Genomic DNA, 11,730 nt, shown 5'->3' on the forward strand with positions numbered 1-11,730 from the left:
ATTGGGGTGCTTGAAGTTGCGTTTATCAAAATTTATTAAGCTGACTCCTTCTCGTGTGTTATCGGGCGGGTTTGCATTGATTATCTGCTTGGGTACTTTTCTCTTGTATTTGCCGATCTCTCTCAAAAGCGGGAATACAATATCATTTATCGACGCTTTATTTACAGCCACCTCTGCACTCTGTGTAACTGGCCTAATTGTTGTAGATACAGGCACTCATTTTTCCGTATTCGGACAAATTATTTTATTGTTATTGATTCAAGCCGGCGGGGTTGGGTTTATGACCGTTGCAACCTGGTTTGCCATAGCTTTGAAAAAACAGGTTTCACTAAGCGACCGGTTAATTCTGACTGAGACTTTAAATCAAAATACGATGGAGGGTATCGTTCGCCTTATACGTAAGGTTCTTATTTATTCCTTAACGATAGAAAGTATTGCCGCTGTCTTATTTCTAATCCGTTGGTCGCAGGAAATGCCACTGGGAAAAGCCGTTTATTTCTCTATCTTTCACTCGGTGTCTATCTTTAATAATGCAGGTTTTGAGCTGATGGGTGGCTTTACGAACTTAACCCCTTATATCGATGATTATTTTATTAATATAGTGTCCATGGCGCTCGTCTTGTTAGGTGGAATAGGCTTCATTGTCATTTCAGATATTATGGATTTTCCCAAAACAAGAAAGCTGTCCATACATTCTAAAGTAGTTTTAGTTACGACGGCCATACTGACCGCGATCAGCGCAGTCTGTATATTTATATTTGAATATGCCAACACGAATACACTCGGAAACCATAGTTGGACTACGAAAATAGTTGCATCATTATTTCAATCCATCACCTTAAGATCAGCGGGTGTAAATACTATTGATATAGCGAATTTACACGAGGCAACACAATTCCTTATGATTATAATGATGTTTATAGGTGCGGCACCGGGATCAACTGGAGGAGGGATTAAGCTAACTACCTTTGCGGTTTTGGTAGGGGCTTTGTTATCAATGATTCGGGGCAAAGAAGATGTGGTTATGTTTCGTCACAGGCTCCCTCAAAAGGATATTTATAAGGCTGTAACCTTAACTGTAATTGCTGTTTTTATTGTCGTTACTTTTACTATGATATTATCCGTTCTACAGGGGCAGGATTTTCTAATGATTTTGTTCGAAACCGCTTCTGCATTTGGTACAGTAGGACTGAGTATGGGATTAACGCAGCATTTAACCTTCACAGGTAAAATCATTATTATTTTACTCATGTTTACCGGGCGGATAGGACTGTTGACTTTAGCATTTTCTCTCTTACCCAAACATAAAAAAGATTTGTACCGATATCCGGAAGGCAAAATCACAATAGGCTGATGCTGTGTACATAGTGTGTCTTGTAAATCCGGTTTAGCTTTGAATAAAGACTCCAATTAGGGGTCTTTTTCTTTACTAAAGTATGGAGTCAAATTTGCACATTTCTACAAAAAGCTGCTGTCCATTTATTCAAATTAGGAGCATGACCAAACCATTTGGAACCCTTTTACATAGTTTGTACAAAGGGAGGTTGATGCTACTATATGGAAGCTAGCAAACTTGTGCCATTACTAGTTTCAGCGGCAATAGGCGATAAAAGAACGGAGACATTGATAGGGTCTGCGGTTTCGCTTATTGGTATCATTGCAACACAATTTCTGGGGGGATGGGATATCGCCCTTAAAGTAATGGTCTACCTCATGGTGGCTGATTACATAAGCGGCTTGCTAGGAGCAATCAAAACAAAGACGGTAAATAGTGAGATTATGTTCTGGGGTGGCATTCGTAAGGCGATTGTCCTGGGAGTCATTGCATTATCCGTATTGCTAGATGAGTTTGTTGGCGGTCAGGCGCCCGTATTTCGAACCCTTGTGCTTTATTTTTATGCTGGCAGAGAAGGGTTGTCGGTTGTTGAGAATCTCGGCGTGCTTGGTGTACCATTGCCTAGAATTATCACACAATTTTTGGAGCAACTGAAAGATAAAGGAGAAGGTAAATAATTAGCCCTTTTGTGATAGGTTTTGGTATGATAGAGTAGGAAGCCTCGGGGGATGATTCCGAGGTTTTTTGTTGCCTCGTTCTGTCTTGTTGGAAATTATTTAATTTACTATGCATTAACATTATATCAGCGGATTATTTAGGAACGAATGGCAAGTTTACAGAATAAAGGGATAAGGGGAGAGATCGATATGGCAAAGGCAAAAGTAGCAAAGCGCCCGACGCGAGACGAGTTTGTGCTAGAGGAGATTGGTAATCAGCTGACTGAGGCCAAAAATGAGAATTCAGAGGTTCAGCTGACGGTTTGGGGATGGGAGGAGCCAGTGCGAGGGTGGATTACCAATTTAGACTCGCGCACCGGCAAGGTACATATTCAACGTAACGAAGAACTGACGAAGGTGCCGTTTATGGATATTATGAAAGTTGATAGTCCAAGAGATTAGCTCTGAGAATACCCGGATACAAGATACAAGCCCTCTTTCCTTTTAGAATGGAATCGAGGGCTGATTTAATAGATTTTGAAAAATCTATATTTTAGTTACCGGTGTATAGGTAAAGTCCTTGCTTGTACGTAATACTCTAATTCCTCGCAGTTCTTGAGTTGCCCCTTCCAGAACTCTGAAATCCATCAAATAATACCTCTGCTTATCAAAGTGAGGCATAGTATTAATATCCTTAATCTCTGTTTCAACGCCCAGCTGTTCCCTGAATAAATCTATATAATCTTTTACAGAGGGCACTTTTCCTAGTTCTATCAGTATTTCTAAATGTGTGGTTCTGGCACCGTACTTTTCCAGTATTTCAATAGTCGTGACATAACGCTCATTAGTTACAATAGGTTTTTCAATGTCCATGTACGTTCTCAGCCGCCTTTCAATTTGTTGCTCAATTATCTGTCTCTACATATATCGGCAAACAGACATGAAATAATAAATTTTTCGTAACATCTGTTCTCGTTTTCTGAAGTAACAGTCGATTTTTCGTTTGCCAATGAAATAAAATAAGCCCTCTATTCGCAGAGGACTTCGTAAAGCAATCTATATTTAACTAACCGGTTATCCACTTGGCCGCAACGACCAACCAAAAGATACAGGAGTAAAATCCAAGCAAAAATAAAACCACTTCAACGGTCTCATAGTAGCGATAGCAAACGTATACAGATAAAGAAGCAAGAAAAAGAAACAATAAAACCATCCTCTTATTCCCTCATTTCAACTCCCTATATGTCAAATTCAGATTACCATAGAAATATTAGAAATTCGATACATATTTGCACTATTTCGATCAATTTCCGCGCAGCAAGTGGAGTTTGGTTGCATCGACTATGAGGGCATTTTTTATTATGTAAATGTTAAGGGAGCTCCTTGTTTATCTTGCTCTTTTTATAGTCTTCAATGTTTATGATCTTAGAGTTCTTTTTCTTTTTTAATATCAATTTGCCTGGAAGATAGAGGATGGTTGAAAGTAAAATGATAAAACCCAATACAACAAGATCGGTATCCATTAAATCACCTTCCGAGTAGAAATGAATTATTTGAATGTTTTGTGACAACACAAATATAACATACAAACGCATATAACAGAATTGCATATTGTTTATAACTACTTATGTGTAAAATGTATAAGTATATGGATAATACAGCAGCCGGTCAGATCCATAATAAATCGCTTAAGCTACAGGGACAATTACATGATTCGGGCAAGTCCCATTCTGAATAAGATATAAGAGAACGGAGGGAATGCTGTGGATAAAAAATCTTTTATTGAAATACTGACTCCTCTGGCAGTGGAGGATCAAAAGCGCACAGGTATCCTGACATCTATTACGATAGCTCAAGCAGCATTAGAATCAGCATGGGGGATAATTGCTCCTGGCAATAACCTGTTTGGCATTAAAGGTACGGGGCAAGAGCTTACTACGCAAGAATATATCAATGGAGCATTCGTTACGATTAAGGATGGTTTTCGTGTTTACTCCAGTTGGGAAGGCAGTGTAACCGATCATAGCAATTTTCTTGTGCAAAACAGCCGTTATACTAAGGCTGGATTTTTTGATCGATGCTCAGAGTTAGACTATGTAGGGGCAGCCAAAGCTTTGCAGACGGCAGGCTACGCGACTGATGCGAACTATGCATCGAAGTTAATCAGTATCATTGAAAATAACAGTTTGGCACCATATGACCTTTTAGCAAAGGCTATAGTTGAGGAGGATGAAACGAATATGCCAATGAAACTAGAGCAATGGCAGTGGGATATGCTGTACCAAGTGATGGGGAAAGCGTATAATGCCGATCAACTGGACTGGAACTGGATGCAAAAAATAGTAGACAGGACGCTGACAGCTTCGGAGTTGGCCTTTTTAAATACTGTGTTGGATGGCCGTATAGACCGGAAGATAGAAGTTTAAGTCAGTAGAAATTGCTGATTCATTCCCACGCACAATAGACGGCGCAATATCTGCAACCGTCTATCCAGAAGGATCTATGGGGAAATAATGGACCAGTTGGCGGCCGATCCATACCACATCGTATGATAATCTATCAAATTTGGAACGACTTATTACCCTTGGTAAATGCCTATTTATTAAAACAGTCCAATCGCATGGCTTCATTGGTTCATAAACTACAGCAGCTAGAGCGGAAGGAGGAAGAAACTATGGGATTGGGAGTTGGAGCAGGCAGCTGTAGCTGTGCAGGTGTGTTTACTTCTACGGGTGTGATTCTCGTACTTTTCATCTTGCTTGTTATCGTTTCTCGTGCCTTTATCTAATGAACATCAGCCCTCTTTCCTTCGGGATTGAGGTTTTTTGTTTAGTCAGGGAATTTCTACGTACCCCGCTAGTTTTTTATTAGCGGGGTTCCAACCATTTAAGTATTCCCGCTGATGCTAATGACAAAGCTTGGCGGCGATGATCTCGGCCTTCCCACTGTGCAGGGTTAAGACTGGCCAGTGTTTGTCCATTCAACAATTGAAATATACGAGCATAACCTTCACTCAATGTTCCCATCGGAGCAAAAGAAATTTCCCCATGGAACTCACCCCGATAAACATCCTCCTGGCCATCCGGGAATTGGACTGCGACTACACTCACGAAACAGGCCTTTCGTTGGCCCTCTTTCAGACTGAGCATACGCTCAAGTATAATTTGGCTTCGATCATTATCGGTTCCCGCAGCAAACCGGGCGGTTCGTACGCCTGGAAATCCATTTAATGCATCAATGAATAAGCCGGAGTCCTCCCCAACGATAATGGTGTCAAATGTAGCCTTATTTTCCGATAATGTTGGCAGGGAAGAAGAGGCTCTATGAGCAGCGGACATTCTCGCTTCTTTAGCTGCCCGGACCTCCCTAACCTTTAACAACGCATTTTCCTCGCAAGTTTTACCGGACTCCTCCGCCTCGGGAATCTCGCCGTCTCGCAGTATATGAATCGGAAGGCCAACCTGTTGCAGACCGTTTGCCATCCAAGCAAGCTTTTGGCGATTCCATGTTGCTAATAAAATTTCCACTGCGCTCCCACATCCTTCTATCTAATGTTGTTCCTTCAATCCTATAGTAGTCAAAGTATTGAGGGAAGAAAAGGGAAGACAGAGCCCTATTTATTTCCCCTTTTTAAAGAAAATCGGACTGGCAGCGCACAAGATATGATTGGATTCTCCCCAAAAAAACTGCATTCATACATCCTTTTGGCCGCTTTATCGTAGGAATCTTAAATTCATGCAAAAGTGCATCTTTTTTTTCATACTTAGCTGAAACTGACCGTATTGGATGAAAATTACTGCACTTTAACCTTTATTTTTCTCGAATGCTACCACTTATAAAAAGTAACTGCAGGTTTGCAGAAATTTATGCGGAATGATGGTCCGAAGAGGACAAGTGCTCACCGATATTTTTCAACAATAGAAAGTAAAATTATGGTAGTATATACAATGAAATAACAGATTTTATCTGTGGATATAAATCAAATAAACTCAAGGGGTCTTTTAATGGAATTATATGTTAGAGAGGAAATAAGAGAGGATCAAAATATTTCGGAAGCACAGCACACCTGGGATACAATCGAAATTCAATTATGTTACAATATAACAATATTTAAGAGATTTCGTCACTTTTTGCGGTTGCCCGGGAAATTTTTTTAATAGTGTAGCAGCCAATGCACTCAAATTTGTAAGTAGTTAAATCATAAGGAGAGACAACAATGGGGACAAGTATTATAGGGATTTTATTGATTCTTGCCACTTCCTTGCACTTTATTAATACAGGCGATAATAGCTCAGTAACGCGCAATAGTAATGTAGTGGAGCAGAAGATGGAGATAACCAAAAGTGAAAGTGCAAAAGAAGTAGTTATCGAGAAGAAATACGCAAGTCCTCCAGCAATGATTATTGATTCGAATAAGTCTTATCAAGCTCTTGTCAAGACCAATCAAGGTGACTTCACAATTGAGTTATTTGCAAACTCAGCACCAAAAACGGTCAATAATTTTGTCTTTCTGTCAAAGGAAGGATTTTATAACGATATTTTATTTCATAGAATTATAAAGTCCTTTATGGTTCAAACAGGTGATCCTAATGGTAATGGTACTGGGGGTCCCGGATATAAATTCGAAGATGAATTGAGCTCAACGTATAAATACAAACCGGGTATTGTTGCAATGGCTAATGCAGGTCCTAACACTAATGGTAGTCAGTTTTTTATTTGTACGGGGGAAGACAGCAAGAGTCTGGATCAATACCCGAACTATACGATTTTTGGCAAAGTTACAGCTGGCATGGATACGGTATTAAAAATTGCTGATACAAAGGTTGAAAAGGCTAATAATACCGGAGAATTAAGCCATCCGTCTGAAAAAGTATTCATTGAGTCAATAACCGTGACAGAGAAATGATAATTGAAACGCCCATAAACGAACACATGTAACTACCGGTAATTTTTCAATTCTACTCCGAAGTATTCCGTAGGCTTTTTTCTTTTGCAAATAGATCCCATATGATAGAATTTAATTAGAACTTAATGGGGGTGCAACGGCATGATCGAACGGTATCCATTATTAAACGAAGCAGGACGCACTATGTGTGTATTTGAGAAGAACGGAAAATATTACGGACATATTCTCAAAGACCGAACGGAGAAAGCACCGGCTAAATTCATGTTCGAGACACCGAGATTCGATAGCCTAGACGCATTAAAAGCAGAGTATCCAGCGAAAGAGTCCGAGTAATGAAGTTTCATTTAGATATGACCTGACACGTCTAATAGTTGCATTTCTGAATAAAATATAAGAACTCGATTTAGTGGAGGGCTTATAATGACAAGGAAGACAGCAAACCATATTGGAGTAGCTTTGTATTGCTGCCTAATGATCTCCATTCCTCTCATGATTTATTTAGAGATCAATAACCACATACTTCTAGGTATACTAATGGTCTGCATCATGTTTGGATTATCAATGGGCTTACTTGCAGTATCTGAAATAGCGGATAAAAAAACAGAGAAGGTTACAGCATCCAAGCAAAAATTGCGGAATGAAAGTTAAACGAGTAGATGTATCCCTTACTAGCTCAGGCTGGTGGGGATTTTTTTTGCTCATACTTAGAAATTACTATTGAAATTAGATTAAATGTTCGTTATTCTGGATAATATACAAACATATGTTCTCTTTTGAGCGGAGGCGATGTTCGTGGCAGATAAGATGAACAAATACATTCAAACGAATCCAGCGCAGTTAGTTACTCCCGGTGAGCTTCTATTAGTTAAAATGGAGCTTATATTATCGATCATGCTTGATGTGCTTCAAAGTGATATCCAGAAAATTAAACAAGCTAACTTGAAGCTGAATGTCCTTTATGCCCTGAGTCTCAGCAATGCGCATGAAAGTGTCCACTCGGAATTGATGGAGCTTAGGGTAGAGTTGAGAAAACGAGACATCAAGATTTTAGAAGAAATTCGCGCCAAAGATGGCGTACAGGCTCAATTCATATGCCGTGGCTATGATCACAATCTTTTGATTCAATGGAAGAAGGTCAGAGCAGCCATTGTTCAAAAGGGTAGCCAGTATTGGGATATTTCATTAACAGATAGCGAGTGAACAATGAGAACAAAACTAGAAGAAAACAGTATATGGGAGTGTAGTGGAATGATGTTACCGGAACATAAGAATCGGATCAATAGAGTTTATGGTCAGAAGAAAAAAATGAAATTGACTAAACCAGCGTTAACAGACGAGGATCAGCAAGAATTATTCAGGAGATTAAAAGTCTCGAAATCGCAAAATCTGGAGGCTTCAATTACGTTGTTTAGAGATAGTGGAAACCGGACTATATTTGGAATTGTAACAAGTATAGATCCGCGATATGCTCTTATAAAAGTCGAGTCTGGACCTTCATGGGAAGTGTTTCAATTTTCAGATGTAATCAGGGTGGATTTGCATGATGCAGGATACTGAAAGGAAAATATTACGCATCCTTTGGAATTTGTACCAGAATAATTGGTCTCGTCCTGATTTAGAGCACATTTGCCGACTTTCTGTTCGCCCCCGACACCAAGTACGTTCTTGTATTAAGAAACTAGTTGAAACCGGATATATTGAAGTGCAGCCTGGGGCTTTGCGCGTTATTCAAAGTCGGGAACAAGAGCTTCCACGGTGGAGACCGATGAACTAGTAGGGATCTGAGCAGTAACTGGAGTAGATACGCCACCATGTTCCATGTATCCTAGACCAATACCCTATCAGGAGCAGACCCGGATTCATTATGGTACTCACTGTAAATGAATTAAATAAATTTTATTAAATGAAGTGAATGGTTCGAAGTCGCATTTTAACTGTATATTTGTTTCATTAATTTTCTGAGAAAATTGGATTTCATCAGTGATTTTTTCGCCAGGACTCAGTTCTTTATACGTGCGTAGCTTGCTGCTAATAAGAAAGTTGGGTTCTTGTACCATCCTAAAATGACTAGGGTTATAGATGATTTTCTTGTCGCCATTATTTTCAGTTGAAACGGTAACATAGATATATTCTAATCCCTTAGAGGCATCTCTAAAGTTTGCAGGCTCTCTTCTAATCCCTTCTATCTTAAAATTCCTGTCTGCAGCAGCTATGGTCTCGTTCATCTCAAATTCAGTTTTCGCTTTCTCGGCCGCAGCCTTTTTAGCAGCTTCTTCATCCATTGCTTTCTTTTTGGCAGCTTCTTCGGCTTTGATTTTCAAATCGGTTTCCTTTTTAGCTTTATCCGTTGATAGGGCATTGAGATTCACTTCTACTAAAGCTTTGGAGGTTTCCCTCGATTCTTCTGTGGACATAGATCCAAATGGTGGGATATAGGGGACTACTAACAAGATAATTAAAAAATAATAAAAACCAACTCCTGATGCTAGGAAAAAATATTTAAATAGGTTCACTCTCAATATTAACAAGATGATAGCTGGGACAAGTGAAACAACTCCCATTATTAAAAAGAGACTTCCCATTAGACTTTCTATTATTGTCGATGTCATGATTAATACCTCATTTTGGATAGGACTTTTTCTGGCAGTACTTGGCTTCCCTTACTGAGCCATCTACCCTTAGTATTTGGGTCAAGCTAGCTGCTATAACAAAGAATGTAGGCCTATTATACCATTTCGACAAAATATATGTAATATTATGGATGAGGTAATAGATCGATTTTATTCATGTTCTGATAGAATTGTTGGACGTCCATTTTAAAAGACTTCATTAACTCAACTAATTGGATAATAGATATAAGTACTTTCGAATGACATTCCAAAAATTAATACAATTAAATATTAGTGTTCTTAAGGAGATGATAAACTCATTTCACTTCAAGATTTAAATCATGCATTGTAAGACAGGGAATTATTCCTGTGCTTAATTGAAAAATAGTAAGGGTGCCTATTCAGTGGATATCTATGTTGGAAATTGAAACATTGCTCCATATCTCAATAGGGAACGAAATGTCTTGCTTGCAATGGGCCTATTATTTTAAAGTGTCCAATCAATAAATCTGCAATATACATAATATGTTGTAGGCTAAATGGAAGGAGGCTGTTATCTATGGGGGCAAGTTGTGCAGGCGTAGGCCTTTGGACTAGTACGGGAGTAATTCTTGTATTGTACATTCTGCTTGTTATCGTATTACGTTCATGTATCTAACAAAACCAGCCCTTTATCTTTCGGGATTGAGGGCTTTTTTCTGTTTGTTGTATATATTATTAATGAACTATATGGATAAATCAGGAAAATACTTAAAATGGAAATGTATGGTGGACAAGTACAGTTGCCCGACATACAAGACGAAGAACCTTGGGTTGCCAAGGTATTGTTATAAGTACGGCAGCCGGTTGTCGGTGCCAACATAGCTTAAAAGACACATGTTGGCACTTGAGATCGACTTTCGAAGCATTGAACTTGGTTTTACGCAAAGATCACATCAAGTCATCGATGCTAGTATCGTGGATGAAATAACTTCAACGCAATTACGCCAAGACAGACGTCAACTTTGGCAGCGGACCGACCGGATACTACTGGTCTATATTTACCCAATTCTTACGAGGGGATCAAACTCGTCATTTATAAAAGTAAGGAGCATGGGAGGATAAAACGTTGACTGTTCTAACCCAAATTAGTGACGGACTGTGCAATTCTTCTGCACATTGGTTGAATAACAAAGAAACGGAACCACCTACTCTTAGGTTCCGTTTTTTGCGTATTATTTGTTGTTTTTTCTTTTAAGAGAATAAACTTCCTATTTCAGCTGATGGCTTACTACATCTATCAAGAGGCAGTTACTTTGTCGATGCACTAATCGAGCTTGCGCAAAATTCTAGAAGCATTCCACATTTCAACATACATAAGCTCCTTTATTTGATCTTTAATAACTGATAGCTGCATCATTTGCTGATTATGACGTAATTCTGATTCTAATATATTTAATGCTTCTTTTAAATTGTCTGCTCTTTTGTCAGAAAGATACTGTTTTATTAATAGGAGGTAGTCAGCAGCCCAATATGTCGGAGGAATAACACTTTCATTTTGTAGAGAATTATAAGCATCTGATCGTAATTTAGGGTATTCTTTTAAAAATTTAGCATTGTCAGACTTTTTAGATAGGACTAGTACTTTATTAATTACAAACGTAAGAAACATATAAGAAGCCATTAAGAAGCATATTGAGTATAGAACAAATACCATGCTTTGATCTTTTGCTATGCGAAAGTGAAGATAGAAGGAAACAAATAACAATATTGATAAAACCAATAAATGTACCATAAATCCCAATCGAAGAGGTTTTTTAAAAATCCAAGTTAATTTTACGTCGTATTCTGAAATTTTGTTAACGTATTGTAGCGTTTTATCAATATTGTTCAATAATAATTCTTTATTGTTTTCAATTGAAACGGACACTCTATCTCCCCCAAAATAATAATTAATAAAATTATAACCGAGTGTATTAAAAATTCCAATAAATTACTGTATAAATATAGTTTGGATTAATTATTTTGGCAATGAAATTGATAGAGGAACGATATGTACTAAATCTTTCGTTTTGTGTTCTGAGCATGTCCAGGTTGTTTTATACGTGAGTTAAAAGAGCGTACTATGTCAATAAGCTTTAAACTGACTTTTGAGTAACTCAAACACACCTAACCATAAAAATTTTTAAAAATTAGTTAGCAACTGACGAAGAGCAGTGGACTTAACCGTCATATCTCGAACTT

Annotated in this window: 15 protein-coding genes; 11 read left to right on the plus strand and 4 right to left on the minus strand. The window is 38.4% G+C overall.

Annotated elements, in window-relative coordinates; translation table 11 throughout:
• Positions 1–10: 10 nt before the first annotated feature.
• From NV381_RS20950 to NV381_RS20960, 3 genes are all read left to right on the plus strand, one after another.
• Positions 11–1,354, plus strand: a complete 1,344-nt coding sequence (locus tag NV381_RS20950; RefSeq protein ID WP_258215223.1) for a TrkH family potassium uptake protein — start codon at positions 11–13, stop codon at positions 1,352–1,354.
• 203 nt (positions 1,355–1,557) lie between these two features.
• Positions 1,558–2,013 carry a phage holin family protein gene (locus NV381_RS20955; protein ID WP_258215224.1) on the plus strand — a complete coding sequence of 152 codons (456 nt, stop codon included), beginning with the start codon at positions 1,558–1,560 and terminating at the stop codon, positions 2,011–2,013.
• A gap of 189 nt (positions 2,014–2,202) precedes the next feature.
• Positions 2,203–2,454, plus strand: coding sequence for a YolD-like family protein (locus tag NV381_RS20960; RefSeq protein WP_258215225.1), 252 nt, complete (start codon positions 2,203–2,205; stop codon positions 2,452–2,454).
• An 84-nt stretch (positions 2,455–2,538) separates the two neighbouring features.
• Here the strand turns inward: NV381_RS20960 and NV381_RS20965 are convergent, their stop codons facing one another.
• The gene (locus tag NV381_RS20965; RefSeq protein ID WP_258215226.1) at positions 2,539–2,865 is read right to left on the minus strand and encodes a hypothetical protein; all 327 of its coding nucleotides are present in this window, start codon (positions 2,863–2,865) and stop codon (positions 2,539–2,541) included.
• A gap of 890 nt (positions 2,866–3,755) precedes the next feature.
• Here NV381_RS20965 and NV381_RS20970 point away from each other — a divergent pair.
• Together NV381_RS20970 and NV381_RS20975 are read left to right on the plus strand one after the other, a co-directional pair.
• A complete protein-coding gene (locus NV381_RS20970; RefSeq protein ID WP_258215227.1) occupies positions 3,756–4,418 on the plus strand; it encodes a glycoside hydrolase family 73 protein in 663 nt (220 codons plus the stop codon).
• Between the two features lie 248 nt (positions 4,419–4,666).
• Complete coding sequence (locus NV381_RS20975) at positions 4,667–4,780, plus strand: YjcZ family sporulation protein (protein ID WP_258215228.1); 114 nt, start codon at positions 4,667–4,669, stop codon at positions 4,778–4,780.
• A 79-nt stretch (positions 4,781–4,859) separates the two neighbouring features.
• On the opposite strand, the gene NV381_RS20980 is transcribed toward NV381_RS20975, so the two are convergent.
• A complete protein-coding gene (locus tag NV381_RS20980; protein ID WP_258215229.1) occupies positions 4,860–5,519 on the minus strand; it encodes a non-canonical purine NTP pyrophosphatase in 660 nt (219 codons plus the stop codon).
• A 689-nt stretch (positions 5,520–6,208) separates the two neighbouring features.
• Between NV381_RS20980 and NV381_RS20985 the strand changes: the two genes are divergently transcribed.
• The 5 genes from NV381_RS20985 to NV381_RS21005 all read left to right on the plus strand — a co-directional run bounded on the left by NV381_RS20985 (position 6,209) and on the right by NV381_RS21005 (position 8,455).
• Positions 6,209–6,898 carry a peptidylprolyl isomerase gene (locus NV381_RS20985; protein ID WP_258215230.1) on the plus strand — a complete coding sequence of 230 codons (690 nt, stop codon included), beginning with the start codon at positions 6,209–6,211 and terminating at the stop codon, positions 6,896–6,898.
• A gap of 141 nt (positions 6,899–7,039) precedes the next feature.
• Positions 7,040–7,231: a hypothetical protein gene (locus NV381_RS20990; protein WP_258215231.1), complete on the plus strand. Its 192-nt coding sequence runs from the start codon at positions 7,040–7,042 to the stop codon at positions 7,229–7,231.
• Positions 7,232–7,318: 87 nt separating this feature from the next.
• Positions 7,319–7,546 (plus strand): hypothetical protein, encoded by a 228-nt coding sequence (locus NV381_RS20995; RefSeq protein ID WP_258215232.1) that lies wholly within the window; start codon positions 7,319–7,321, stop codon positions 7,544–7,546.
• Positions 7,547–7,690: 144 nt separating this feature from the next.
• Positions 7,691–8,098, plus strand: a complete 408-nt coding sequence (locus NV381_RS21000) for a hypothetical protein (protein ID WP_258215233.1) — start codon at positions 7,691–7,693, stop codon at positions 8,096–8,098.
• A 48-nt stretch (positions 8,099–8,146) separates the two neighbouring features.
• On the plus strand, positions 8,147–8,455 hold the full coding sequence (locus NV381_RS21005) for a YolD-like family protein (protein ID WP_258215234.1): 309 nt from the start codon (positions 8,147–8,149) through the stop codon (positions 8,453–8,455).
• Between the two features lie 314 nt (positions 8,456–8,769).
• Here the strand turns inward: NV381_RS21005 and NV381_RS21010 are convergent, their stop codons facing one another.
• Positions 8,770–9,507 carry a DUF4352 domain-containing protein gene (locus tag NV381_RS21010; RefSeq protein WP_258215235.1) on the minus strand — a complete coding sequence of 246 codons (738 nt, stop codon included), beginning with the start codon at positions 9,505–9,507 and terminating at the stop codon, positions 8,770–8,772.
• A gap of 559 nt (positions 9,508–10,066) precedes the next feature.
• Here NV381_RS21010 and NV381_RS21015 point away from each other — a divergent pair.
• Positions 10,067–10,165, plus strand: coding sequence for a YjcZ family sporulation protein (locus NV381_RS21015; protein WP_258215236.1), 99 nt, complete (start codon positions 10,067–10,069; stop codon positions 10,163–10,165).
• 648 nt (positions 10,166–10,813) lie between these two features.
• On the opposite strand, the gene NV381_RS21020 is transcribed toward NV381_RS21015, so the two are convergent.
• Positions 10,814–11,416 carry a hypothetical protein gene (locus NV381_RS21020; protein ID WP_258215237.1) on the minus strand — a complete coding sequence of 201 codons (603 nt, stop codon included), beginning with the start codon at positions 11,414–11,416 and terminating at the stop codon, positions 10,814–10,816.
• Positions 11,417–11,730 lie beyond the last annotated feature (314 nt).

Source organism: Paenibacillus radicis (ex Xue et al. 2023) (assembly GCF_024722015.1).
Taxonomy (GTDB): domain Bacteria; phylum Bacillota; class Bacilli; order Paenibacillales; family NBRC-103111; genus Paenibacillus_S.

Coding starts and splice junctions, on each gene's coding strand:
- NV381_RS21010 (WP_258215235.1), bottom strand. CDS start 9,507: ATGACATCGACAATAATAGAAAGTCTAATGGGAAGTCTCTTTTTAATA.
- NV381_RS21005 (WP_258215234.1), top strand. CDS start 8,147: ATGATGTTACCGGAACATAAGAATCGGATCAATAGAGTTTATGGTCAG.
- NV381_RS20955 (WP_258215224.1), top strand. CDS start 1,558: ATGGAAGCTAGCAAACTTGTGCCATTACTAGTTTCAGCGGCAATAGGC.
- NV381_RS20995 (WP_258215232.1), top strand. CDS start 7,319: ATGACAAGGAAGACAGCAAACCATATTGGAGTAGCTTTGTATTGCTGC.
- NV381_RS20990 (WP_258215231.1), top strand. CDS start 7,040: ATGATCGAACGGTATCCATTATTAAACGAAGCAGGACGCACTATGTGT.
- NV381_RS20960 (WP_258215225.1), top strand. CDS start 2,203: ATGGCAAAGGCAAAAGTAGCAAAGCGCCCGACGCGAGACGAGTTTGTG.
- NV381_RS20965 (WP_258215226.1), bottom strand. CDS start 2,865: ATGGACATTGAAAAACCTATTGTAACTAATGAGCGTTATGTCACGACT.
- NV381_RS21015 (WP_258215236.1), top strand. CDS start 10,067: ATGGGGGCAAGTTGTGCAGGCGTAGGCCTTTGGACTAGTACGGGAGTA.
- NV381_RS20985 (WP_258215230.1), top strand. CDS start 6,209: ATGGGGACAAGTATTATAGGGATTTTATTGATTCTTGCCACTTCCTTG.
- NV381_RS20975 (WP_258215228.1), top strand. CDS start 4,667: ATGGGATTGGGAGTTGGAGCAGGCAGCTGTAGCTGTGCAGGTGTGTTT.